This is a genomic window from Rhizobium sp. BK112 (genome assembly GCF_014193215.1).
Classification (GTDB): Bacteria; Pseudomonadota; Alphaproteobacteria; order Rhizobiales; family Rhizobiaceae; genus Rhizobium; species Rhizobium anhuiense.
Genome location: NZ_JACHYZ010000001.1, coordinates 592239 through 615715 on the forward strand (window position 1 = coordinate 592239; position 23477 = coordinate 615715).

General features: G+C 60.9%; 22 protein-coding genes. 12 read left to right on the forward strand and 10 right to left on the reverse strand.

What is annotated here, in order from left to right; translation table 11 throughout:
• Window positions 1-14 precede the first annotated feature (14 nt).
• Window positions 15-551 carry a GNAT family N-acetyltransferase gene (locus tag FHT75_RS02775; RefSeq protein ID WP_063474599.1) on the reverse strand — a complete coding sequence of 179 codons (537 nt, stop codon included), beginning with the start codon at window positions 549-551 and terminating at the stop codon, window positions 15-17.
• A 281-nt stretch (window positions 552-832) separates the two neighbouring features.
• Between FHT75_RS02775 and FHT75_RS02780 the strand changes: the two genes are divergently transcribed.
• Both FHT75_RS02780 and FHT75_RS02785 read left to right on the forward strand, forming a co-directional pair.
• Window positions 833-1423, forward strand: a complete 591-nt coding sequence (locus FHT75_RS02780) for a 3'-5' exonuclease (RefSeq protein ID WP_047610917.1) — start codon at window positions 833-835, stop codon at window positions 1421-1423.
• A 76-nt stretch (window positions 1424-1499) separates the two neighbouring features.
• Entirely contained in the window at window positions 1500-1991 is a 492-nt protein-coding gene (locus tag FHT75_RS02785; RefSeq protein ID WP_063474600.1) for a CreA family protein, read from the forward strand.
• Window positions 1992-2221: 230 nt separating this feature from the next.
• On the opposite strand, the gene FHT75_RS02790 is transcribed toward FHT75_RS02785, so the two are convergent.
• Entirely contained in the window at window positions 2222-2689 is a 468-nt protein-coding gene (locus FHT75_RS02790; protein WP_017965084.1) for a chemotaxis protein CheW, read from the reverse strand.
• Between the two features lie 2 nt (window positions 2690-2691).
• Window positions 2692-4656 carry a methyl-accepting chemotaxis protein gene (locus FHT75_RS02795; protein ID WP_063474601.1) on the reverse strand — a complete coding sequence of 655 codons (1965 nt, stop codon included), beginning with the start codon at window positions 4654-4656 and terminating at the stop codon, window positions 2692-2694.
• Window positions 4657-5048: 392 nt separating this feature from the next.
• On the opposite strand from FHT75_RS02795, the gene FHT75_RS02800 reads away from it, so the two are divergent.
• Window positions 5049-5651 carry an SCO family protein gene (locus FHT75_RS02800; protein WP_183844631.1) on the forward strand — a complete coding sequence of 201 codons (603 nt, stop codon included), beginning with the start codon at window positions 5049-5051 and terminating at the stop codon, window positions 5649-5651.
• A 68-nt stretch (window positions 5652-5719) separates the two neighbouring features.
• Entirely contained in the window at window positions 5720-6598 is an 879-nt protein-coding gene (locus FHT75_RS02805) for a 50S ribosomal protein L11 methyltransferase (RefSeq protein ID WP_047610908.1), read from the forward strand.
• A 310-nt stretch (window positions 6599-6908) separates the two neighbouring features.
• On the opposite strand, the gene FHT75_RS02810 is transcribed toward FHT75_RS02805, so the two are convergent.
• Window positions 6909-7082, reverse strand: a complete 174-nt coding sequence (locus tag FHT75_RS02810) for a hypothetical protein (protein WP_012758267.1) — start codon at window positions 7080-7082, stop codon at window positions 6909-6911.
• 278 nt (window positions 7083-7360) lie between these two features.
• On the opposite strand from FHT75_RS02810, the gene FHT75_RS02815 reads away from it, so the two are divergent.
• Window positions 7361-9196, forward strand: a complete 1836-nt coding sequence (locus tag FHT75_RS02815) for an aminopeptidase P family protein (protein ID WP_063474602.1) — start codon at window positions 7361-7363, stop codon at window positions 9194-9196.
• Between the two features lie 31 nt (window positions 9197-9227).
• On the opposite strand, the gene FHT75_RS02820 is transcribed toward FHT75_RS02815, so the two are convergent.
• Window positions 9228-9536 (reverse strand): AzlD family protein, encoded by a 309-nt coding sequence (locus tag FHT75_RS02820; RefSeq protein ID WP_047610903.1) that lies wholly within the window; start codon window positions 9534-9536, stop codon window positions 9228-9230.
• Between the two features lie 3 nt (window positions 9537-9539).
• Window positions 9540-10271, reverse strand: a complete 732-nt coding sequence (locus FHT75_RS02825) for an AzlC family ABC transporter permease (protein ID WP_063474603.1) — start codon at window positions 10269-10271, stop codon at window positions 9540-9542.
• A gap of 133 nt (window positions 10272-10404) precedes the next feature.
• Between FHT75_RS02825 and FHT75_RS02830 the strand changes: the two genes are divergently transcribed.
• Entirely contained in the window at window positions 10405-10668 is a 264-nt protein-coding gene (locus tag FHT75_RS02830; RefSeq protein ID WP_047610898.1) for a DUF2164 domain-containing protein, read from the forward strand.
• Between the two features lie 92 nt (window positions 10669-10760).
• On the opposite strand, the gene FHT75_RS02835 is transcribed toward FHT75_RS02830, so the two are convergent.
• The 3 genes from FHT75_RS02835 to FHT75_RS02845 all read right to left on the reverse strand — a co-directional run bounded on the left by FHT75_RS02835 (window position 10761) and on the right by FHT75_RS02845 (window position 12983).
• A complete protein-coding gene (locus FHT75_RS02835) occupies window positions 10761-11426 on the reverse strand; it encodes a dihydrofolate reductase family protein (protein ID WP_063474604.1) in 666 nt (221 codons plus the stop codon).
• 95 nt (window positions 11427-11521) lie between these two features.
• Window positions 11522-12148, reverse strand: a complete 627-nt coding sequence (gene pncA, locus FHT75_RS02840) for a bifunctional nicotinamidase/pyrazinamidase (protein ID WP_063474605.1) — start codon at window positions 12146-12148, stop codon at window positions 11522-11524.
• A gap of 331 nt (window positions 12149-12479) precedes the next feature.
• Entirely contained in the window at window positions 12480-12983 is a 504-nt protein-coding gene (locus FHT75_RS02845) for an EF-hand domain-containing protein (RefSeq protein ID WP_063474606.1), read from the reverse strand.
• 397 nt (window positions 12984-13380) lie between these two features.
• On the opposite strand from FHT75_RS02845, the gene FHT75_RS02850 reads away from it, so the two are divergent.
• Window positions 13381-13728, forward strand: a complete 348-nt coding sequence (locus FHT75_RS02850) for a membrane protein (protein ID WP_047611758.1) — start codon at window positions 13381-13383, stop codon at window positions 13726-13728.
• A gap of 16 nt (window positions 13729-13744) precedes the next feature.
• On the opposite strand, the gene FHT75_RS02855 is transcribed toward FHT75_RS02850, so the two are convergent.
• Window positions 13745-16237 (reverse strand): ATP-dependent helicase, encoded by a 2493-nt coding sequence (locus tag FHT75_RS02855; RefSeq protein ID WP_047610891.1) that lies wholly within the window; start codon window positions 16235-16237, stop codon window positions 13745-13747.
• Window positions 16238-16497: 260 nt separating this feature from the next.
• Between FHT75_RS02855 and FHT75_RS02860 the strand changes: the two genes are divergently transcribed.
• The 5 genes from FHT75_RS02860 (at window position 16498) to FHT75_RS02880 (ending at window position 23245) form a co-directional block, all read left to right on the forward strand.
• Complete coding sequence (locus FHT75_RS02860) at window positions 16498-16974, forward strand: VOC family protein (RefSeq protein ID WP_063474607.1); 477 nt, start codon at window positions 16498-16500, stop codon at window positions 16972-16974.
• Between the two features lie 412 nt (window positions 16975-17386).
• Window positions 17387-19330: a PrkA family serine protein kinase gene (locus FHT75_RS02865; RefSeq protein WP_047610888.1), complete on the forward strand. Its 1944-nt coding sequence runs from the start codon at window positions 17387-17389 to the stop codon at window positions 19328-19330.
• A 12-nt stretch (window positions 19331-19342) separates the two neighbouring features.
• Window positions 19343-20617 (forward strand): YeaH/YhbH family protein, encoded by a 1275-nt coding sequence (locus FHT75_RS02870; protein ID WP_047610886.1) that lies wholly within the window; start codon window positions 19343-19345, stop codon window positions 20615-20617.
• Complete coding sequence (locus FHT75_RS02875; RefSeq protein WP_047610884.1) at window positions 20614-22164, forward strand: SpoVR family protein; 1551 nt, start codon at window positions 20614-20616, stop codon at window positions 22162-22164. Before FHT75_RS02870 ends, FHT75_RS02875 begins: the two co-directional genes overlap by 4 nt.
• Window positions 22165-22324: 160 nt before the next feature.
• Window positions 22325-23245, forward strand: a complete 921-nt coding sequence (locus tag FHT75_RS02880; protein WP_063474608.1) for an adenylate/guanylate cyclase domain-containing protein — start codon at window positions 22325-22327, stop codon at window positions 23243-23245.
• Window positions 23246-23477: the final 232 nt, after the last annotated feature.

The window sequence follows — 23477 nt, forward strand, 5'->3', positions numbered from 1 at the left end:
AGCCTCCCGCTCGCTCATAGCCTGAGCCGTGCCATCGTATAGGCGTCGACATATTGACCGGCGCGATATCCGAAAGCCCTTAGCAGGCCTTCCTGTTCGAAGCCGAATTTGCGGTAGAGACCGATGGCGACATCGTTGTCGGTATAGACGGTCAGTTCCAGCCGTCTGATATCGAGCCAGTCATCGGCAGCGTCGACAAATGCGCCGAGCAGGATCCGTCCGAAGCCGCGGCCGGTGAAGTCGTCATGCACGCCCATGCCGATGCTGGCGACGTGTTGCCTGCGGCCGGAAAGACGGTTGAGGCCGCCACTGCCGACGATCTTGCCATTCAGGGTGACGACAAGGTTGAGCGCGCCCGGGGAGGGATTTTCCATGTGCTTGCGAACCTCCTCGACTGCCTGGTATGGCGGCCGCAAGGTACCTGCCCGGTAGCCCGGCAGATTTATGAGATCGGTGATCTCCTCGGCATCGGAAAGGCGGACGGCACGCACCAGGACGCCGTCCGGCAGGGGCGCCCGGCCGCGCGGTTCATTCTCTTCGTTTTCGGACATTCATGCTCTCCATCGGTTTTACGAGGAGAGCCGGTTTCCGAAAACCCTGCTCGCCTCGGCAGGGTTTCGGGATGATCGGATCGCTGCTAACGCGCCATCGCTCCCGCGTACCCTTCCAGGGTCGTGGTGTGATGAATAAGCGTTGCCATGGTCACGAAGCCGATCATGGCAGGTAGGTTTCGATATGCGGGTTAAAAAGTCAACCATGCGTCGTGCCGAATTTGCGCGGTGGGAAGCGGGGCGGTATTCCTGTGCCTGGAGAAACGATTCGGGTTGCTGCATTGAAAACCATCGCGATTGACTTCGAGACGGCGAACGAACAGCGCGGCAGCGCCTGTTCGGTCGGCCTTGCCTGGATCGAGGATGGCAGGGTGACGCGCGTCGAAGAGCGACTGATCCGGCCGCGAGACATGCGTTTTTCCGGAATGAACATCGCAATTCACGGCATCCGGCCGGAGCATGTCGAGGATGCGCCCGAATTTCCCGAGGTGATGGACGAGTTCCACGAGGATTTTCGCGGTGCCACGATGATCGCGCACAATGCCGCCTTCGATTTCAGCGTCTGGCGGGCGTGTCTCGATCTCTACCGGCAATCCTATCCGGAGCTTACCTATCTCTGCAGCCTGAAGATGGCGCAGCGGATCTGGCCGCACTTCCTCTCGCACCGGCTGAACCTGATCGCCGAGCATCTCGGCCTGCGTTTCGTGCATCATAACGCCGCCGAGGATGCAGCGGTCTGCGCGGCGGCGGCGATCGAAATGGCGAAGGCGGTCAAGGCGAACGCCGTTCACGCCATACCGGCGCTGATCGGCATGAGGCCCGGCCGGCTGACGGCGCGGGCCTACGAGCCCTGCACCTGCCGGAAAGGCTGAGCGTTCTCGCAACGGCGATTTCTTGCAAAGCATGAGTGCATGCTTATCTAGAATCCGGATCATTCAGGGAGCCGCCATGTCCAAGCTGCGCAATCTTCTCCTCGCCGCCTTCTCTTTCTCCGTTCTTTCCGCCGGGGTCGTCTCGGCCGAGGTGGTCGGCAAGGTCGGGGTCGACTGGATCGGCAACGACATCATTGTCGAGGCGGTCTCCGACCCTGAGGTCAAGGGCGTTACCTGCCACGTCACCTATTTCGACCGCAGCCTGATCGACCGGTTCAAGAACGGCAACTGGTTCGAAGACCCGTCCAACAATTCCATCGCCTGCCGGCAGACGGGGCCGATCGAGATCGGCAATATCGACCTGTCCAAGGACGGCACCGAGGTGTTCCGCCAGGGCATGTCCCTGATCTGGAAAACGCTGGTCGTCAACCGCATCTACGACAAGACCAACGACACGCTGATCTATCTCGCCCATTCGCGCGAACTGACGGACGGTTCGGCGAAGATGTCGATCTCGACCATTCCGCTCTATGGGCAGAATGTTGTGTGGAAGAACGGGAAGCCGTAGGGGCGGGAAGGTTCCTGGATTTTTCGCGTTCGTTATTGAAAAGCCCGCCCCACAAGGGGGAGGGGCTTAACTTGTCGCACCCGCTTTCCAGATCTTTGACGTTTCGGGAGGAGCGAGGCGGGGCCTGAGCTTAGTCCCTCCCTAAAGCTGATCCGATGCTGGCTTATGCTCCACACCAAACGGAAAAGGCCCGGACGAGCCGGGCCTTCCAATACGCAAACGGAGAAATATCAAGCCGCCTGCGTCAGCTCGTCGGCAATGACCGTGTCGAGGTTCAGGAAGCAGACCATGGTCTTTTCGAGCGCGACGATGCCGCGGCAGAAGGCGCGCTGGGCTTCCGGGATGATTTCCGGCGGCGGCTGCAGGTCTTCGCTCTTGATGGTCATCATGTCGGAAACCTGCTCGACCAACAGGCCGACCAGTTTGCCGGCGATGTCGGTGACGATGATCGCCGAGCGCTCGGAGGGCTCGGTCATCTTCATGCCGAGGCGGCAGGCCATGTCGATGACGGGGATCACCGCGCCGCGCAGGTTGATGAGACCCAGCACGTAGGGCGGGGTGTGCGGCATCGGCGTCACCGGCGCCCAACCGCGGATTTCGCGGATGGCCATGATGTCGATGCAGAACTCCTGGTCGCCCAGGTGGAACGAAACGATTTCGAGATAGGCGCCCGATTGCTTGATGGCGTTGTTGTTCATGGTCAGAATTCTTCCCAGTTGTCCCCGGCGGGAGAGGCGATGACTTTGGCGGCAGAACCGCCGTTGAATGCGCCCGCGACTTTGCCGATCAGGTTGCGCGCGGGAGATGGTCTCGAATGCGAGGCGGCATTTGCCTCTCGCGGCGTTTGCCGGGCGCTCATGCCCTCGCCGGTCTTGAACTGCTTGACCAGTTGCGTCAGGTTTTCCGCGTCGATGGCGAGCGTATGGCTTGCAGCGTTCGTCTCTTCCACCATGGCCGCGTTCTTCTGCGTGACCTGATCCATCTGGCTGATGGACGTATTGATTTCATTCAGTCCCACTGATTGTTCGCGCGCAGAGGTTACGATTGATTTAACATGTTCGTCGATGCGCAGAACATCTTCGCCGATCTGGCGAAGCGCTTCGCCGGCGGCCGTCACCAGTTCGCCGCCGATCTTCACTTCGTCGCCGGATTTTCCGATCAAGGTCTTGATATCCTTGGCAGCGCCGGCGGCGCGGCCGGCGAGTTCGCGTACTTCCTGGGCAACGACGGCGAAACCCTTGCCGGCTTCGCCGGCGCGTGCTGCCTCGACGCCGGCGTTGAGCGCCAGAAGGTTCGTCTGGAAGGCGATCTCGTCGATGACGTTGATGATCTTGCCGATCTCGCGGGACGCGCCTTCGATTCGCTGCATCGCCGCCATTGCGTCGCCGACGACGATATCCGACTTCGCCGTGTTCTCACGGGTATGGGTGACCATATGGCCGACTTCCTCGGCGCGGTTGGTCGCGTTGCGGACGGTGGCGGTGATCTGGTCGAGGGCGGCTGACGTCTCTTCGAGCGACGCGGCCTGCTGCTCGGTACGCTTGGCGAGGTCGTCGGCGGCAGCGCGCATCTGGCGGCTGTTCGCCTCGATCGAGCTGCTGTTGACGGCGATGTCGCTCATCGCCTTGCGCAGCGTTGCCGTCGTCTGGTTGAAGTCGCGGCGCAGGCGCTCCAGTTCCTCGCGGAAAGGCTGGTCGATCGTAACGGTCACGTCGCCTTCCGACAGGCGGGTAAGGCCGTGGCCGAGGGCGGTGACGGCGGCGTTCAGAGCTTCGGCGTCGGCGAGCTTTGCGGCTTCGCGCTCACGGTGCTCGGCATCGCTGCGCTGCCTGTCGGTCTGGTTCTGCGTCTCGAGGTTACGCTTCTCGATGGCGGCGAGACGGAAACTGTCGGCGGCGCGGGCCATTTCGCCGATCTCGTCGCCGCGGCTCTTTTCGGCAACGTCGCTGGCGAAATCGCCGTTCATGATGCGCTGCATGCTTTCGCGCACGGCGCCGATGCCGCGGCGGATCGAGCCGCCATGGACATATTGCAGAATACCCATGCTGAGGATGGCGAAGATGCCGAGGCCGATCTGGAGAACAAGGGCTTCCCGCGATACGGCATTGGCAAGATCGACATGCTGCTGGGCAAAGACGGTGCCGTCAGCGGCGAGCTTGTCGAGCGTTTTGGTCAGCTCCTCGCCGGCGCCGTCAATCGTGTCGTCGATCTTGTCGAACTCGGCATCGGGCGCACCCTGTTGAACCAGAGCGACGAGATCGACCTGGATCGCCTTGCCCATTGCGGCGACGTCGGCGTCATAGCTTTTCAACAGACCATCGTCATGCATTTCTTCGGCAAGCCGGCGCATTTCCTTCGAGCCGCCGGAAAGGGCGGTGAGCGAATCGCCGATCAGCTTGATGCGCTCCGGCTCCACCGCCTTGTCGTCCTTGTCGACGATGATATCCATGGCGGCCAGCACCATCGTCAGGTTCGCAAGGCGCATGTCGTCGATATGGTTGACGCTCGTCTGGATCTCGCTGGCGCTACGCAGGCTGGCATCGACCCGCATGTTCTCGTACCAGCCGACGCCAAGCATCGTTCCGAAACCGAGGAAGGCCGCGCCACCGAGCGTCCAGAGCCGCTGGCTGACTGACAGGCTCTTGCGCACTGCTGAATTCGTCATGAAAAGACCCCTCCACAAACCGCTCGGGTTTATGTTCTCCTACCCTCATGCGGACGTCCGGGGTTTTTGCCACTCGGCAGACTTCATGTCAGAACGGCTCGATGGAGCCGCACGCATTGCTAAATATAGATATGACGGCTTAAGTCTTTCCTAACGATATGTGCCTTGAGACTGTCTGTTCGCTTCAAAAGCAAATTATTCAAAACACGATGTTTTTCGATCCATGGCAATTTCGACGGGCAGATTTTCCGCTGTGGATGGCCTCTATCAGTGAGACAATCAATCACGGGTCAGAAAACATATTGTTGAATTGCGCGCGTCCGGTCGGGGCTATAATCACGCGGGGCACAAGGGGTGGGCGGCAGATATCCGCCTGGATCGAGGATCATCCAATGAAGACTTTCCGCATCGCCGTCTGGGTCGGTGTCCTGATACTGGCCGGGTTTCTCGGCGGGTTCTCGTACTATCTCAGCAGATCGGGGAATGTAGTGGCGGAGGCTCCCTTCGGCGTGCCCTTTACCCTGGTCTCCCAGACGGGCCAGCCGATCACCGAGCAGGCGTTGCGCGGCAAGCCGACGGCGCTGTTTTTCGGCTTCACCCATTGCCCGGAAGTCTGCCCGACGACGCTTTTCGAGCTGAACGGCTGGATGGAGAAGGTCGATCCGAAGGGCGACAAGCTCCAGGCGTATTTCGTCACCGTCGATCCGGAGCGCGACACGCCCGAGATCATGAACCAGTACGTTTCCAATGTTTCCAAGCGGATCACCGGCATATCAGGTGCGCCTGACAAGGTCGCCGAGGTCATCAAGGGATTCCGCGTCTACGCCAAGAAGGTGCCGGTCGACGAGAAGGATCCGAATGTCGACTATACGATGGATCACACCGCCTCGGTCTTCCTGCTCGATTCGGCCGGGCGGTTTTCAGGAACGATCGCCTATGGCGAAAACCCGGACACGGCGGTAAAGAAGCTGGAGAATCTCGTCAGCAAGGGGTGATGGTTTCAGCGTGATGGGGCGTTGGCCCGACCGGCGGCGGGCAACGGAAACGGGAAAGACCGCCTATCGTGAGTGAAATCCGCCTTTACGTGACGACGACCGAAAGCAAGGCCGAAGAGATTCTCGACCTTCTGAGCACGGTCTTCGGCGAAGAAGACTTTGCCATCGGCACCACCGAGATCGATGAGAAGAAGGATATCTGGGAAGCCTCGATCTATATGATGGCCGAGGACGAGGCCGAAGTGCGTTCCCGCGTCGAGGATGCACTGAAGACCTCTTTCCCCGATGCCCGGTTGGAGCGGGAAGTCATCCCCGAGGTCGACTGGGTGGTGAAATCGCTGGAGGGGCTGAAGCCCGTCAGGGCAGGGCGCTTCCTGGTGCATGGTTCGCATGATCGCGACAAGGTCCGCCCCGGCGATATCGCCATCGAGATCGATGCCGGCCAGGCCTTCGGCACCGGCCATCACGGCACGACTGCCGGCTGCCTCGAAGTGATCGATGCCGTGGTGCGCTCACGCCCGGTCCGCAATGCCCTCGATCTCGGCACCGGAAGCGGCGTGCTGGCGATTGCGGTGCGCAAGCTCAAGAATATTCCGGTGCTGGCGACGGATATCGATCCGGTCGCGACACGGGTGGCGGCCGAGAACGTGCGCCGCAACGGCATCGCGTCGGGCATCGTCACCAGGACCGCGCCGGGCTTTCATTCAACGGCCTTTTCCGAACACGGTCCCTTCGATCTGATCATCGCCAACATTCTCGCCCGCCCGCTGATCCGCATGGCGCCGAAGCTCGCGACGCATCTTGCGCCGGGTGGATCGGTGATTCTTTCGGGCATTCTAGCCGCGCAGCGCTGGAAGGTGATTGCCGCCTATAGCGGCGCACGGCTTCGCCATGTGCGGACCATATGGCGCAATGGCTGGGTGACGATCCACTTCGATCGACCGTAATTTTGCTGGGTTGTTTCTGAGTGGGGTTAGGGCCTTAGCCTACGTCACGCTTGCTTGGGGCACCAGGTTCCTTCCCCGCCCCAATGCTGTGCCTGTCACAGGAATGAGCGAGGAGGGGCTTGCGCTCCATCCCCACGACGCCACGACTCGCACTCTTCCTAAGACAAGAAAAAAGGCGGTGCCGATGGCACCGCCTTGGACCGGTCTATCCGGCCAATGCCCGCGAGCTCAAGGGGAGGAGCGCTCAAGCGGGCTCTACTGCATTCCAATAGGCCGGTCCGGGAGGGAGGAGACGGACGGGCTTTCAGGCTTAGAACGCGTAGCTGAGGGCGCCCTTGTGGCGCGTAGCGCGCTGGCCGGCTCCGAGCAGCTTGAGGCTGTCCTCGTTCTGCGGGCGGCGGGCGCCGATCACGTGACGCACGGTCTGGCGTTCGCCAGCCTGCACCGGGCTGCTATATGCGAAGCGCGAGAGAGAGGCGGTCATTTCAAGAATTCCTTTGTTTCGGGTTCATCGCGAACCGTTCGATGGCGTCTATATAGCTATTCTGAAATGCGGAGGCAGAGGGTTTTGCTCATGGGAGCCATGCGGCCAATGCATAAAGCGTGCCAAATTACGATTTCGTGTCACAGTTCTGCCAAAATGTTGAGCGGCCCCAAGGGTTTCGACTCGTTTCGTCGCTTTTTCTCCCCATCGGTTGAAATTCCGCTAACATGGCAGCTATCCCATTAACCGGATTCGTCTCAACCATTCGGATTTCCAGCATGTTCCAGTCTTTCGAGGTCACTTCCACGCCGCAATTCGGCAGGGATCGTGTATCGGCGTTGCGCGCCGGTTTCGATTCGCTCGGCATCGACGCCTTCCTCGTACCGCGCGCCGACGAGTTCAACGGTGAATACGTTCCCGCAGGTTCGGAGCGTCTCGCATGGTTGACGGGCTTTACCGGGTCGGCGGGTATTGCGCTGATCCTGCGCACGCAGGCGATCGTTTTCGTTGACGGGCGCTATGTGACACAGCTTGCCGAACAGGTCGACGGTTCGGTCTTTTCGGGCGGCGATCTTGTCAATGAGCCGCCGCATGTCTGGCTGGCCGCAAACGGCGCCAAGGGCCTGCGGCTCGGCATCGATCCCTGGCTGCATGCGGGTGCCGAGGTGCGTCGTCTGGAAAAGGCGCTTTCGCAGATCGGCGGCACGCTGGTCTTCCTGCCGCACAATCCGCTCGACAGGCTTTGGAGCGACCGGCCGGCCGAGCCGCTCGGCGCGGTCAGCATCCAGAACGTCGCGCAGGCCGGCGTGCTGGCCAGAGAGAAGATCGCGACAGTTGCGGCCGATCTTTCGAAGAAGAACCTCGCTGCGGTGCTGATCGCCGATCCCTCTTCGGTCGCCTGGATCTTCAATATCCGCGGCGCCGACGTGCCGCACACGCCGCATCCGCTGGCGCGCGCCATCATTCATGCCGACGGCCGAGCCGAGCTCTTCCTCGACAAACGCAAGACGGGCATCGAGCCGGAGGCCTATCTCGGGCAGATCTGCACGCAGCTGCCGCCCTCGGCGCTGGAGGAGAGACTCGCTGCCGTTTCCCGGAATGGCGGCCGCGTGCTGATCGACCCCGATATCGCTTCCTATGCGCTGGCGGAAATCATCCGCCGGGCGAGCGGCGAAGTGGTGGAGGGCGCCGATCCCGCCAAGCTGCCGCGCGCGGTGAAGAACGACGTCGAGATCAACGGCTCGGCCGCCGCGCATCTGCAGGACGGGGCGGCGATGGTGGAATTCCTCTACTGGCTGTCGCAGGAAAAACCCGGCACGGTGAGCGAGATTGTCGCGGCCGAGCGTCTCGAAGCGGCGCGCGCCCGTGTCGGCCAGAGCATGCAGAACCCGCTGAAGGACATTTCCTTCGACACGATTTCGGGTGCGGGCGAACATGCGGCGATCATGCATTACCGCGTGACGACCGAGACCAACCGGATGATCGAGGCCGGCGAACTCTTCCTGATCGATTCCGGCGCGCAATATATCAACGGCACGACCGACATCACCCGCACGGTCGGCATCGGCAGGGTAACCGAAGAGCATCGGCGCTTCTTCACGCTGGTGTTGAAGGGCATGATCGAGATCAGCACGGCGCGTTTCCCGAAAGGCACGCGCGGCTGCGACCTCGATCCGCTGGCGCGCATCGCGCTGTGGCGGGCAGGCGCCGATTTCGCCCACGGCACGGGCCATGGCGTCGGTTCCTACCTCTCGGTGCATGAGGGCCCGCAGCGCATCTCCAGGCTTTCGACACAGGAACTGCTGCCCGGCATGATCCTTTCGAACGAGCCGGGCTATTACCGGCCCGGCAGCTTCGGCATTCGCATCGAGAACCTGATCTATGTGCGCGGCGCCGAAGAGATCGAGGGCGGCGATACGGCGATGCTCGGTTTCGAGACGCTGACCTTCTGCCCGATCGACCGCAGCCTCGTCATTCCAGAGCTTCTGACCCATGACCAGCTGCATTGGTTCAACGACTACCACCGCCGCACACGCGAGGCGCTGATGCCGCTGATCCACGATCACGATGTCAGGGCATGGCTCGAAAACGCGACGCTGCCGCTGGAATATTGAGAACGGCGTCGACGCGCCGGCGCTGCAGCCCTCAGGCGCCGATCGTGTGGCGCCAGGTCATCACGACGATCCAGGCGGCGACCAGCATCCATGTATGCGAAACGCGCAGGCCGACGAAGAGGGCGACGATCAGCGCCAGTTTCGACTCCCAGCCGCCGATGAAGAAGGCGGGGGCGACCAGCGTCGTCAGCACGGCGGCCGGCACGGCATTCAGCGCCGCCTCCATGCGCGGCGGAATGCTCTTCATTCGGGTGATGAGGATGTAGCCGCCGATGCGGGTGGCGAAAGTGGCGACCGCGGCGGCGAAGATGACGAGCGCCATGTGAAGATCGAATTCCATGGCTCAAACCTCGTGCACTTCGGATTGCAGGGCGTCGGCTTCGAGATCCGGCGCTTGCGGCGGCAGCGGCAGCAGGGCGGCAAGCACGATGCCGACGGCGGCGCCGAGGCTGACATGCCAGGGCGAGCCGACATAGCGATAGGCGAGGACTGATGCGACGGCGCTGACGAGCGCCACGGGCAGAAAATTGTCGCGCTTGCGGAAACCAAGGACGATGCCGAGGAAATAGGCCGGCAGCAGGATATCGAGGCCGATCGCCTTGGGATCGCCGATGAAGCCGCCGAGCATGCCGCCCAGGACGCTGATCAGCACCCAGGGAACGTAGATGATGATGCCGAAACCGAAATACCAGGCGAAGCTGACCGGCAGACCCGACTCGCCGCGTTTCACCGCTGCGGCAAATTGCGGATCGACGAGCAGGAAGAAGGTGAAAAATTTCTGGACCGGCGTGAACTGGCCGATATAGCGCGCCATCGCCGCCGAATAGAGCACGTGGCGGAAATTGACGGCGAGGATCGACAGCACGATCAGCCAGGCATGGACATTGTGGCCGAAGAGTTCGATGCCGACCATCTGGCTGGCGCCGGCATAGACGGTGGCGCTCATGAAGGCGGCTTCGGAAAGCGACATGCCGTTTTCGACGGCCAGCGCTCCGAACAGGGCGCCAAAGGGCGCCGATGCCAGCGCAACGGCAAAGCCGCCCCGCAAACCTTCAACAAAGTCGGCGCGATTCATGTGATCTTGTCCGGTTGGAATTCAGGTTTCCCCTTATGGTCTATGGCTTGCAACGGCAATTGAATTTCCTTGATTGACCAATCGATTTCGCTGAACCATCAAACTTCCGAGTGCATTCGGCCAAGAGGAAACCATGAAGAAGATCGAATTTTCCAAGGAGGCGAAGGCGGCGATCGTTTCAAGCATCCGCCGCTATTTCGAGGCGGAGCTCGACCAGCCGATCGGCGTGCTGCCGGCGGAGTTCCTGCTCGATTTCTTCGCGGACGAGATCGGCGCCCATTATTACAATCAGGGTCTTCGCGATGCGCATGCCGCCCTTCTGAGGAAGATGGAGGACCTGGCGGAAGACATCTATCTGTTGGAGCGCGAGGAGAAGAACAAGGGCACTACCGCATAGTTCTACAGCGTTCCCTACGCATCTGAGAAGGAGCACGGCGCTGTCGCCATAACGGGACGCGGCGGCGCCGCGGCCCGCAAGATCGCAGAGGATCAGCCCTCGCGCTTCATCCGCTCCCGGCGAGCGATTTCGGCCTCCGAGGGCTGCGCCAGCTCGAACGTGCCTGTCTTGATTGCGCCCGCACGCTCATAGACGCTCATGATGACGCCCGTCGTCGATACGCTATTGGCGGTCAGCTTCAGCGCCTCCGGCTTGGCGCCTTGACCGAAGAGGCGTTTGCCCGGGCCAAGCACGAGCGGGAAGGTCTGAAGCCGGAATTCGTCGATCAGGTCGTGCGCCAACAGGGTCTGCAGCAGGCCGCTGCTGCCCTGCGTCAGGAGGGCGGGACCGTCCTCCTGCTTCAGCCGGGCGATTTCGGCAGCGACGTCGCCACGCAAGGCGATAGAATTCTCCCAGTCGAGCGGTTCCGTGGAGCTGGTCGCGACATATTTGGTCACGGCGTTGAAGACCTGGCCGATCGGATCGTCCTTCTCGACGAAGGGCCAATGCGCGGCAAAAATCTCGTAAGTCCTGCGGCCGAGCAGCAGTTCGAAGGGGTCGGTAAAGATCCCGCCCATGAACTGGCTCATCGGCTCGTCCCAATAATTGACGGTCCAACCGCCAAGCGTGAAGCCGCCGGTCGGATCCTCCTGTGGCGCGCCCGGCGCCTGCATGACGCCATCCAGGCTGACGAAGGCTGCAGCAACAAGCTTTCTCATCTCTCAACTCCCATTGTTGGTGTGTTCAGAGCCAAGGACGGATCGGCTTGCACCGATCCGACATTCGACGCGTGGTTTTTTAGGCGCGATCTGACTTAATCTGACAAGACCTTGGCGCTGTCGATGATCGCGATGCCATGCGCCCGCATCTCCTCGATGGCGGCGGCGACACCTTCGGGCGTGATGCCGCGGCTTGCATCCTCGATGAAGCGCACGCGGACACCCGGCATCATCTCCAGCGCGTCGAGCGCGGAGAATTTGACGCAATAGTCGGTCGCGAGCCCGCAGACGTCGAGGTCGGTGATGCCCTGGTCCTCGAGGAAATCGGAAAGGCCGGTCGAGGCATCGCGGTCATTGTCGCGGAAGGCCGAATAGCTGTCGATATAGGGATGCTCGCCCTTCTGCTGGATCAGATCGATCTCTTCCGATCTGAGCGCAGGATGCAGTTCCGCATCGAGCGTACCCTGAATGCAGTGGTCGGGCCACATCATCTGCGGCTTGCCCGAGAGTTCACCCATCTCGAAGGGGGCCGCGCCCGGATGGGCGGAGGCGAAGCTGCCGTGGCCCGGCGGATGCCAGTCCTGCGAGGCGACGATCAGATCGTATTTGCCGCTATCGATCAGCCTGTTTGCGACGGGAATCACCTTGTCGCCATCAGGTACCGGCAGATTGCCGCCCGGGCAGAAGCCGTTCTGAATGTCGATGAGCAGCAGCGCTTTCATCAAGCCCAATCCCTTCGCTTTATTGCAGTGTAAGACGCCAAGCACACTCAATGCATCAACTAGTGGATTTCCAGGCGCGGCGGCGCAAGTGTTAATTCTGGTACTAGCGGTAGTAAGTCGTCAAAGTAGAGAGCTCTAATGCAATCATCGCGATAGTTGGCGGCGGCTCTCGTGTTGAAATGGAATGGAGGGAAGGTTCGTGGATAATCTCCGGATCGCAGACGCGGCCAAAGACGGCGGCGATTGCCGGCAAATCGCTTTGACCGCTAAGACGCTTTTGCGCGGCATCGGTGGATCGAGGCTCCCCCGGCAGAGCCCGGATCTCGGCCGGCTAGATCGCAACCGCGGTGTCGGCTGCGGAATCACCTGCCGCGGCGGAAGCGCCGTAGGTATTGCGGTAGGCCTGAAGCGCCGTCTGCATGTCGCTCAGCACCTTGGTGAGCAGCGGATCGCTATCGCCGGATGTACTGATTTTGCTCGGATCGGCGGCGAGGAATTCCGACTCGGTCAACTTGCCGTCGCCATTCGTATCCATCGCGGCGAAGACACCTTTGGAAGTGTCGTCGCTTTGATCGCTACCGTCGCCCTGATCGTCGCTGTCGTCGGTTTTCTGCATGGACAGCATCAGCGACAGGATGTCGGCGGTGATCTTCTTGACGATGTCGGTACTGCTGTCGTCGCTATCGCCGTCGGTCGCGACCGTGCTTGATGTCGAGGACTGCGATGCGGCGGCGAGCTCGTCCGCCGAAATGACGCCGTCACCGTTCTTGTCCAGGCTTGAAAGCGGAGACTGATACTGTGTCAATGTGCTGCCGAGAGATGAAACACTGGTCACTTGAACCTCCTTTGAAAAGTTCGTCGTGAAGCCCGCCTTTCATGGACGGGCAGTCTCCGGGCTAAGCTGATTTGCGCAAAGCGTCAAAGCGACGTTTTGACAGGGAAGAAGGTGCGATTGACGGCGTGGGGCAACGCACGTTAACCTTTCGGTTACCAAAGCTGTTTCATTGAAATGATTGGCGTTTTTAGCGATCGACGGGTTCGGGCGAGCGAAAGTCCATCTCTGCGAGCGCACGCGATGGCGCCATCGCGGCTTGTTGAAGGGGCAATGGGCGGTGCGCCGGGTCTCCGCCCACTGCGGCATTTCGTCCAGCTTCCCGGAGCGCGATGCCAGATCGATCTTGCTCAGGACTGCGATTTCTGCCTTTCTTGCCTCAGAAGCAGGAACCGAAGCCATGTCCGAAGCGGACCCCGACGAAAAGATCGATGCGACCTTCCGCAACGGATCGCTGACGGCGACCGGGATCATCCTCGGTTTCTCCCTCAATTTCATCAGTCTCTGGGTATCCAATCCGAATGACTGGAGTCGCATCGATCTGCTGCCGATGTCGTTCCTGACGGTCGGCATCGCCATTCAGGTGAAGGTGTTTGCCGATCTTCTGGCGCGGGACTCGCTGGTGGCTGTCAAATATGACCGGGCTCGCCGGCTTTTCCTGATCGGATTGTCGATCGTCGCCACCGGGATGGGAATTGCCCTGATGAACGATATTCTCGGGCTTGGAAGCATGCGGATGCTCGGCTGAAGGTGCTGACGCAAGGTCAGACGCGTTCGACGAACCCGTCCAGCACCCGCTTCTGTCCGGCCCGGTCGAACTCGATCGTCAGCTTGTTGCCTTCGATGCCGGTGATGTTGCCGTTGCCGAATTTCAGATGGAACACGCGATCGCCGAGGGTGAATCGCGACGGTTCCGACGAGGTCGATTTCGCCACCAGCTCGCCGTCGATCGTGCGCCCCTTCGGGCCGCTTTCGCCATAGCCGATGCGTTCGACGGCGTGGCCGGAGCGGGTGCCCCAATTGTCGCGGGTGGCGTCGGTCTTGTTGGCCTGGGCGCGTTTCCAGCCTGGGGTGGAATAGGAGTTGGCGAAGGGCTCGGCCTTGTCGAAGCGGGACTGGCCGTAGCCGCCGCGGCCGTAACCGCCATAGCTCTGCTCCATTTCGGCGACCTCGACATGGGTTTCCGGCAGTTCGTCGAGGAAACGCGAGGGCAGGGTCGACTGCCAGAGACCGTGGATGCGGCGGTTGGAGACGAACCAGATATGGCAGCGGTGCTTGGCGCGGGTTATGCCGACATAGGCGAGGCGGCGTTCCTCCTCCAGGCCGGCGCGGCCGCTCTCATCCAGCGAGCGCTGGTGCGGGAAGAGGCCTTCCTCCCAGCCGGGCAGGAAGACGGTGTCGAATTCCAGGCCCTTGGCCGAGTGCAGCGTCATGATCGAGACGGCGTCGAGGTTCTCGTTGGTCTCGGCATCCATGACGAGGGAGACGTGTTCAAGGAAGCCGCGCATCGACTCGAAGCTCTCCATCGAGCGGATCAGTTCCTTAAGGTTCTCAAGGCGGCCGGGCGCTTCGGCGCTTTTGTCGTTCTTCCACATGTCGGTATAGCCGGACTCTTCGAGGATCTGCTCGGCAAGTTCGGTATGCGGTGTGTTTTCAAGCAGTTCCTGCCATCGGCGGAAAGATTGAATCACGTCGAAGAGGGCCTTTCGCGCCTTCGGTTTCAGCTCGTCGGTCTCGATGATGTCGGCCGCTGCCGCAAGCATCGGGATGTCGCGAGCGCGCGCGTAGTCGTGCAGCGCACGCACCGTCGTATCACCGAGGCCACGCTTTGGCGTATTGATGATGCGTTCGAAGGCGAGGTCATCGGAGGCTTGAGCGACCAGGCGGAAATAGGCCATGGCATCGCGGATTTCCAGGCGCTCGTAGAAGCGCGGGCCGCCGATGACGCGGTAATTGAGGCCGAGGGTGACGAAGCGGTCTTCGAATTCGCGCATCTGGAAGGAGGCGCGCACGAGGATCGCCATGTCGTTCAGCAGATGCTTGCTGCGCTGGAGCTGTTCGATCTCCTCGCCGATGGCGCGGGCTTCCTCTTCCGAATCCCAGGAGGCGTGGACCTGAACCTTGATGTCGTCCGGATCGGAGCGATCGGTGAACAGCGTCTTGCCGAGCCGGCCTTCATTATGGGCGATCAGATGGGCCGCGGCGCCGAGAATATGTTCGGTCGAGCGGTAATTGCGCTCGAGCTTGATCACCTTGGCGCCGGGGAAATCCTTCTCGAAGCGCAGGATATTGTCGACCTCCGCGCCGCGCCAGCCGTAGATCGACTGGTCGTCGTCGCCGACGCAGCAGACATTCTGCGGCTCGCCCTTGGCGCGCTGGGCGAGGAGCCTCAGCCACATATACTGGGCGGTGTTGGTGTCCTGGTACTCGTCGACCAGGATATAGCGGAAGCGGCCGTGATATTCCTTCAGGAGATCGGGATTCTTGCGGAAGATCGCGATCGGATGCATCAGCAGGTCGCCGAAGTCGCAGGCGTTCAGCGTCGTCAGGCGGTTCTGATAGGCAAAATAGAGATCGCGGCCGCGGCCATTGGCAAAGGCGCGGGCGTCGCCCTCGGGAATATCGGCAGGCCCGAGGCCTTTATTCTTCCAGGTGTCGATCATGCCGGCGAACTGCTTGGCCGGCCAGCGCTTGTCGTCGAGGCCTTCGGCCTGGATCAGCTGCTTGATCAGGCGGACGACGTCGTCGGTATCGAGAATGGTGAAATCGGAGCGCAGGCCGACGAGCTCGCCGTGGCGGCGCAGCAGCTTGACGCCGATCGAGTGGAAGGTGCCGAGCCAGGGCATGCCTTCGACGGCGCCGCCGACGAGCAGCGCAATGCGCTCCTTCATCTCGCGGGCGGCCTTGTTGGTGAAGGTGACGGCGAGGATCTGCGAGGGGAAGGCGCGGCCGGTGTTGAGAATATGGGCAATGCGGGTGGTGAGCACCCGTGTCTTGCCGGTGCCGGCGCCGGCGAGCACGAGGACCGGGCCCTCCAGCGTTTCGACGGCATCTGTCTGCTCAGGATTCAGCCCGGCAAGATAATCCGGCCGCTTGCCGCCGTCGCGGGCCGCCATGGCGCGCGCGGCGAGGCCTCCAGCTGCAATGCTCCCTGTTGCAGGCGCCTTTCCCAACGAAGCCTGAGGCGGCTGCGGCTTGCGCGCCATCTCGCCCGGCTCTTCATCAAAGAAGGGAATATCGTCGAAACTATTGCTCATGGCGCGTAATGTAGTGATTCGGGAAGGAAAGACCAGAAAAGATGTTCTGCTTTCATTCCCAAGTGGCCGCTATCCCAAGCGGGATGCTCTGGGCAGTAAGGGCGCCGCGAGCGCGGCTGCGATCGCCACGCCGGCGAACCGGGCGAAAAAATTCAGATCGCAGCCTGTCGGAAGCGATGCCGGCGCGACGTCCTTGAAGCATCGGGCTTCGATCATCGGACGGGGTCCGGATCAATACTCGTCAACAAGGAGGCCGTTTCATGCCGAAGGTCGTTTCAAATCTCTGGTTCGCCGAGCAAGCGCGCGAAGCCGTCGAATTCTACACGTCCGTTATCCCCGACTCCCGGATCGGCCGCATCACTATATTGCCGGCGGAAACGCCGAGCGGGCCTCCCGGCAGCGTCGAGCTGATCGAGTTCACGCTCGGCGACCAGGCCTTCCTGGCGATGAAAGCCGGGCCGCTCGATAGCTTCAACCATTCCTTCTCGATCGCGATTCTCCTGGAAAGCCAGGCCGAGATCGATCGGATATGGGAGGCATTCCTCGCCAATGGCGGCACGCCGGAGGCCTGCGGCTGGCTGAAGGATCGCTGGGGCCTTTCCTGGCAGATCGTGCCGCGCATGCTTTCCGAGATGGTCGCCGATAGCGACCGCGAGCGGGCGAGGCGCGTGACCGAGGTGATGCTCGGCATGATCAAGATCGATATCGCCACGCTGGAAAAGGCGTTCAACGGCTGAGTCGCGCCGGTGGCATATCGTTACGAAAAACGGGCGGATGGCTGTGATGCGCCCGTCTTTATCATGTCAGGTGCGGATGGGTATGCGCTGTCCAGCATCGACTTTGCGCAGATTGGCTGCCAAGCGTCGATTTTTCCAGGGCTCGAATCACGGGCGACATTGCACACCCTTTTCATCTTTCTGTCACGTCGCGAAATGTGCTGATACCGCAAAAGCCCTTTTCTCAACTACAATAAGAAACAGTTTCGTAGAGTAAAAAAATAACCGGTGCATGCACGTTTTTGTGCATTGCCAGAAACAGCCGGTGAGCGTGGAATATACCTGCGAAACTATTGATTCTTAGGAATGTCGTGGCCATCTCCTTTGGTATGACGACCTAGAGCCTGTGGCAGTAACCTTGAATGGAGGGCCCATGCTGAGCGAATCCGTATTTGATGCGTTCACCCGCAGTTATGATGCGCGCCGCGAGACTGATATGTCGATCGCGGAGTATCTCGACCTTTGTAAAAAAGAACCGCTTGCCTATGCCAATGCGACCGAGCGGCTGCTCGCCGCGATAGGCGAGCCGCAGATGGTCGATACCGCCAGGGACGCGCGCCTCGGCCGGATCTTCATGAACCGGACCATCCGGATCTATCCAGCCTTTGCCGGCTTCCACGGCATGGAAGAGACAATCGAACGCATCGTTTCCTTCTTCCGGCACGCAGCCCAGGGGCTCGAAGAGCGCAAGCAGATCCTCTATCTGCTCGGCCCGGTCGGCGGCGGCAAGTCATCGCTGGCGGAGCGGCTAAAGCTGCTGATGGAGGTTCATCCGATCTACGTGCTGAAGGCCGGTGACGAGATCAGCCCCGTTTTCGAAAGTCCGCTCAACCTCTTCGACCCCGACACGATGGGATCGCTCCTGCAGGAGCAATACGGCATTCCCCTGCGTCGCCTGAACGGACTGATGAGCCCGTGGTGCCTGAAGCGACTCGACGATTTCGGCGGCGATATCTCCCGCTTCCGCGTCGTCAGAGTTCAGCCTTCGCGGCTGCGCCAGATCGCCATCGCCAAGACCGAGCCTGGGGACGAGAACAATCAGGATATCTCGTCGCTGGTCGGCAAGGTCGATATCCGCAAGCTGGAGACCTATTCCCAGAACGATCCCGACGCCTACAGCTATTCGGGCGGCCTCAACCGCGCCAATCAGGGCGTGCTCGAATTCGTCGAGATGTTCAAGGCGCCGATCAAGATGCTGCATCCGCTGCTGACGGCGACGCAGGAGGGGAACTATATCGGCTCCGAGAATATCGGCGCCATACCCTTCTCCGGCATCGTTCTTGCGCATTCGAACGAGGCGGAATGGCAGACCTTCAAGGCCAACAAGAACAACGAAGCGTTCATCGACCGTATTTGCGTCATCAAGGTGCCCTATTGTCTGCGCGTGACGGAAGAGCAGAAGATCTACGAGAAGCTGATCGAGGGATCCGAACTCGCCGATGCGCCATGCGCCCCGGCGACGCTCGAAATGCTGGCCCGTTTCTCCGTGCTTTCACGCCTGCGCAAGCATGAGAATTCGACGTATTTTTCGAAGATGCGCACCTATGACGGCGAAAGCCTGAAGGAGACGGATCCGCGCGCCCGCAGTGTCCAGGAATATCGGGATGCCGCCGGCATCGACGAGGGCATGGACGGCATATCGACCCGCTTCGCCTTCAAGGTGCTCGCCTCCACCTTCAATCACGACACCACGGATATCGGCGCCGATCCGGTTCATCTGATGTATGTGCTGGAGCAGTCGATCCGCCGCGAGCAGTTTTCCGACGATGTCGAGAAGCGCTATCTGGAATTCATCAAGGCCGATCTTGCGCCGCGTTACGCAGAGTTCATTGGAAATGAAATCCAGAAGGCCTATCTTGAATCCTATGCGGACTACGGACAGAACCTGTTCGACCGCTACGTGGACTATGCCGATGCCTGGATCGAAGATGTGGACTTCAAGGATCCCGATACTGGCCAGCTTCTCGACCGCGAGCTCCTCAACCAGGAACTGACGAAGATCGAAAAGCCGGCGGGAATCGCCAATCCGAAGGATTTCCGCAACGAAATCGTCAAGTTCTGCTTGAGATCGCGGGCAGCCAACGGCGGAAAGAATCCGTCATGGACGAGCTACGAGAAAATCCGGGAAGTCATCGAAAAGCGAATGTTCTCGCAGGTCGAAGATCTTTTGCCGGTCATTTCCTTCGGATCGAAGAAGGATTCCGAAACGGAAAAGAAGCACAGCGAATTCGTCTCGCGCATGGCCGCGCGAGGTTACACCGAGAGGCAGGTTCGACGCCTTGTGGAATGGTACATGCGCGTCAAACAGGCAAGTTAATGCGGAGCCATTATGCACATTGTCGACCGGCGGCTGAATCCGCGCGGTAAAAGTCTGGAAAATCGGCAGCGGTTCCTTCGACGCATGAAGGGCGCCGTGCAGCAGGCGGTAAAACGTTCTCTGCAAAACCGCAACATTCGCGATGTGCTCGACGGCGGGGAAATCAGCCTGCCGATCGATGGGATGGCCGAACCGAACTTGCGAAGGGGCGACGGCGGCATCCGCGATCATATCCTGCCTGGAAACAGGGCCTTCGTCGAAGGCGACATTCTCCCGCGCCCGCCGGGGAGCAGGGGCGGAAAACCCAAGGATGCGGGCGAAGGCGACGGCGAGGACGGCTTCCGTTTCGTGCTCACGCGCGAGGAATTCCTCGATGTGTTCCTGGACGATCTGGAACTGCCCGACCTTGCCAAGCGGCGCCTGGCCGAAACCGAGGAGGAAACGCCCTTCCGTGCCGGCTATTCCGTGTCGGGATCGCCGTCCAACATCGCCGTCGGCCGCACGACCAGGCTCGCGATGATGCGCCGTGTCGCGCTTGGCCGTCCGCGCCGCGAAGAAATCGAAGCCCTGCAGCGGCAGATCGAGGAATGCGAGGACGACGAGAGCCGCCTGACGCTTGAGGCAAAACTCAAATCCCTGACGGAAAAAAGCCGGCGCATTCCCTATATCGATCCGCTCGACGTGCGGTATCGCCGCTTCGAAAACGAGCCGAAGCCTGTGGCGAAGGCCGTGATGTTCTGCCTGATGGACGTCTCCGGCTCGATGTCGGAACACATGAAGGACCTGGCGAAGCGTTTCTATCTGCTGCTCTACCTCTTCCTGTCGAAGCGTTACAAGAAAGTGGAGATCGTCTTCATCCGCCATACCGACAAGGCCGAGGAAGTCGACGAGGAAACCTTCTTTTATGGCCCGGCAACGGGCGGCACGCTGGTCTCCAGCGCGCTGGCGGCAATGCGGGCGATCATCGCGGCGCGTTTCGATCCGGCAGAATGGAATATCTATGGCGCCCAGGCCTCGGATGGCGACAATGCCCATTCGGACGGGAACCTGAGCGGGCAGCTGCTGCGCGAGATTTTGCCGCTGTGCCAGTATTTCGCCTATATCGAGGTTGGCGAAGAGGGCGGCGACTCCTCCGTATCCCGCTCACCGCTTTGGATGCTCTATGACGGGATCCGTTCCGAGCTGCAGCCGCTTTCGATGCGCAAGGTCTGCCGGCGAAACGAAATATTCCCGGTTTTCCACGATCTCTTCCAGAAACGTGACGCACAGTCGAAGGTAACGCCATGACCATGACGATGAGGCCACGAGAGCGGCTATTGTTCGAGGGGGCCGACTGGGACTTTTCAACACTCCAGCGCATCCACGACGCCTGCGAGGACATCGCGCTTAACGAACTCGGCCTCGACGTCTATCCGAACCAAATCGAAGTCATCACCTCCGAGCAGATGCTGGATGCCTATTCCTCAACCGGCATGCCGCTCTTTTACCGCCATTGGTCCTTCGGCAAACACTTCGCGCATCACGAAACTTTCTATCGCCGGGGGATGCGCGATCTTGCTTATGAGATCGTCATCAACAGCTCTCCCTGCATCTCCTACCTGATGGAAGAGAACACGGCGACGATGCAGACGCTCGTCACCGCGCATGCGGCCTTCGGCCACAACCATTTCTTCAAGAACAATTATCTCTTCAAGCTCTGGACCGATGCGGAGGGCATCCTCGATTACCTTGATTTCGCCAAGGGTTATATCACGCGCTGCGAGGAGCGTTACGGCGAGACGGCCGTCGAGCGCACGCTCGATGCAGCCCATGCGCTGATGTCGCACGGGGTGCATCGATACGCGGGCAAGACCACCATCGATCTTCGCCAGGAGGAGAAGCGGCAGCAGGAGCGCCGCGCCCACGAGGAACAGATGTTCAACGACCTGTGGCGCACGGTTCCCGTCGGCAAGGCCAAAAAGGCGAGCGACAGCGGCCTGGATAAGCGCCGCGCCGCCCTCGGTCTTCCGCAGGACAACATCCTTTACTTTCTCGAGAAAACGGCGCCGCGGCTGCAGCCGTGGCAGCGCGAGATCCTTCGCATCGTCCGCCACGTCGCGCAATATTTTCATCCGCAGCGCCAGACCAAGGTGATGAACGAGGGAACCGCCACCTTCGTCCACTACCAGATCATGAACCGGCTTCACGAGCGAGGGCAGATCAGCGACGGAAACTTCCTGGAATTCCTGAAGTCGCACGCCAATGTGGTGTTCCAGCCGAGTTATGACGACCGGCGGTTCTCGGGATTCAACCCCTATGCGCTTGGTTTTGCGATGATGCAGGATATCGAGAGGATCGTCACGGCGCCGACGGAAGAGGACCGCGCATGGTTTCCCGATATCGCCGGACGAGGCGATGCGATGGCGGTGTTGCGCGACATCTGGGCCAACTACCGGGACGAGAGCTTCATCAGCCAGTTCCTGAGCCCGAACCTGATCCGGCAGTTGCGGTTGTTCCATCTCTACGACGATCCGGAACAGACCGAGGGGATACTGGTTTCGGCGATCCACAATGAGCGCGGATATTTGCGCATCCGCCGCCAGCTCTCCCGCGAATACGATATCGGCTGGACCGACCCGGCAATCGATATCGTCGATGTCGACCTCGCCGGCGACCGCCGCCTGTTGCTGCAGCACATCGTCGTGAATGGCTGCTACCTTCAGGAAAATGACACGAAACTCGTCCTGCAGCATCTCGCCGATCTCTGGGGCTACGACGTCTTGCTTCAGGAAATCGACAGCTCCAGCACGGTGGCGAGAGAACACACGGCGAGCCCGCGCAAAATCGTTCAATAATCAGCCGTTATGCTGACGGGCGATAATCAACAATTATCGGTGGCAACAAACACAAAGCCTTAGTAGTTTATCGCCGTTGCAATCGCCCACCTGTTCTCGGCCAGTTTCACCCTTTGCAGCGATCTTTCCCGGCGGGCGGATAGCGCGGAGACGAGAGACCATGAGTGAAACGCGGCGCAAGCTGACGACGATCTTCTGTGCTGACGTGCAGGACTATACGCGGCTGATGGGGGCTGACGAGGAGGGCACGCTTGCCAGCCTGAAGCGCTGCCGCGAGGCGATGGGGCGCCTGATCGAAAGCCATGGCGGCCGCGTCATCAATACCTGGGGCGATGGGCTGATCGCCGATTTCCCGAGCGTGGTCGAAGCGGTGCGCGCGGCCGTCGACACCCAGAACGAACTCGCGGGCTTCAACGCCCGCCGCCCGGCCGACGGGCGCATGCTCTTCCGCATCGGCATCAATCTCGGCGACGTCATCGTCGAAGGCGACGATATTTATGGCGACGGCGTGAATATCGCGGCGCGGTTGCAGGCTTCGGCGGCGGCCGGCGGCATCGTCATATCGAGCACCGTTTACGACCAGGTCCGCAACAAGGTGGCTGTGGGTTTCGAGTTTCTCGGGCCGCTGATGGTGAAGAACGTCGATGAAGGCGTGCCGAGCTATGCGGTGAAGATCGGCGACGCCAGGGATGAGACGCCGCCTGCTGGAAGATCCGGTCCGGCGCGACCGCAGCCGGCGGCGGTTATGCCCGCTGATATGGCCGAGGTAAGGCCGGCACCGGGCGGACGCAGGCTGTACGGGGTGCTTGGCGTCATCGCCGTGGTCCTGATCGGCATCAACCTTCTATCGTGGCAGGGCGTTTTCTGGGCGCGCTTTCCGGTGCTTGCGCTCGCCGTTGTCGCGGCACTCGCCTGGAATCGCGACCAGACCCGGTTCCACCGGAAGATCACCTTGCTGGCGATCCTGGCGCTCGGCTTTGTCAGCATCAACCTCTTCACCTGGACGGGGCAGTTCTGGGCGGTGTGGCCGATCCTCGGGATTGCCGCCGCAATGGGCCTGCGATGGTCGATGCGCCGATAGGCACCAACCCGCATCGCCAGAGATTGGATACGGCATCTCGCCCGAAATCGACGGCGTCAAAGACATGCGTGAGTGTCCGTTCAAGCAAAAGTGAGCGGCCGGGTTATTTCCATTCTTTGCTGATATTACAAATCGGTAATGCCGGCTGCTTATGCTTGCCGGTAAACTGTAAACGCGCGATATTGTCGCATCAGACGGGACTCTCGATCCCGCGGCGCCTCTTTCGACCGAC

Excerpts from the sequence above, each read along its gene's own strand:
- FHT75_RS02825 (WP_063474603.1), bottom strand. The coding sequence starts at position 10,271 with ATGAATCGCGCCGACTTTGTTGAAGGTTTGCGGGGCGGCTTTGCCGTT.
- FHT75_RS02850 (WP_047611758.1), top strand. The coding sequence starts at position 13,381 with ATGTCCGAAGCGGACCCCGACGAAAAGATCGATGCGACCTTCCGCAAC.
- FHT75_RS02800 (WP_183844631.1), top strand. The coding sequence starts at position 5,049 with ATGAAGACTTTCCGCATCGCCGTCTGGGTCGGTGTCCTGATACTGGCC.
- FHT75_RS02835 (WP_063474604.1), bottom strand. The coding sequence starts at position 11,426 with ATGAGAAAGCTTGTTGCTGCAGCCTTCGTCAGCCTGGATGGCGTCATG.
- FHT75_RS02880 (WP_063474608.1), top strand. The coding sequence starts at position 22,325 with ATGAGTGAAACGCGGCGCAAGCTGACGACGATCTTCTGTGCTGACGTG.
- FHT75_RS02865 (WP_047610888.1), top strand. The coding sequence starts at position 17,387 with ATGCTGAGCGAATCCGTATTTGATGCGTTCACCCGCAGTTATGATGCG.
- FHT75_RS02785 (WP_063474600.1), top strand. The coding sequence starts at position 1,500 with ATGTCCAAGCTGCGCAATCTTCTCCTCGCCGCCTTCTCTTTCTCCGTT.
- FHT75_RS02820 (WP_047610903.1), bottom strand. The coding sequence starts at position 9,536 with ATGGAATTCGATCTTCACATGGCGCTCGTCATCTTCGCCGCCGCGGTC.
- FHT75_RS02795 (WP_063474601.1), bottom strand. The coding sequence starts at position 4,656 with ATGACGAATTCAGCAGTGCGCAAGAGCCTGTCAGTCAGCCAGCGGCTC.
- FHT75_RS02875 (WP_047610884.1), top strand. The coding sequence starts at position 20,614 with ATGACCATGACGATGAGGCCACGAGAGCGGCTATTGTTCGAGGGGGCC.
- FHT75_RS02860 (WP_063474607.1), top strand. The coding sequence starts at position 16,498 with ATGCCGAAGGTCGTTTCAAATCTCTGGTTCGCCGAGCAAGCGCGCGAA.
- FHT75_RS02870 (WP_047610886.1), top strand. The coding sequence starts at position 19,343 with ATGCACATTGTCGACCGGCGGCTGAATCCGCGCGGTAAAAGTCTGGAA.
- FHT75_RS02855 (WP_047610891.1), bottom strand. The coding sequence starts at position 16,237 with ATGAGCAATAGTTTCGACGATATTCCCTTCTTTGATGAAGAGCCGGGC.
- pncA (WP_063474605.1), bottom strand. The coding sequence starts at position 12,148 with ATGAAAGCGCTGCTGCTCATCGACATTCAGAACGGCTTCTGCCCGGGC.
- FHT75_RS02775 (WP_063474599.1), bottom strand. The coding sequence starts at position 551 with ATGTCCGAAAACGAAGAGAATGAACCGCGCGGCCGGGCGCCCCTGCCG.
- FHT75_RS02815 (WP_063474602.1), top strand. The coding sequence starts at position 7,361 with ATGTTCCAGTCTTTCGAGGTCACTTCCACGCCGCAATTCGGCAGGGAT.
- FHT75_RS02790 (WP_017965084.1), bottom strand. The coding sequence starts at position 2,689 with ATGAACAACAACGCCATCAAGCAATCGGGCGCCTATCTCGAAATCGTT.
- FHT75_RS02830 (WP_047610898.1), top strand. The coding sequence starts at position 10,405 with ATGAAGAAGATCGAATTTTCCAAGGAGGCGAAGGCGGCGATCGTTTCA.
- FHT75_RS02810 (WP_012758267.1), bottom strand. The coding sequence starts at position 7,082 with ATGACCGCCTCTCTCTCGCGCTTCGCATATAGCAGCCCGGTGCAGGCT.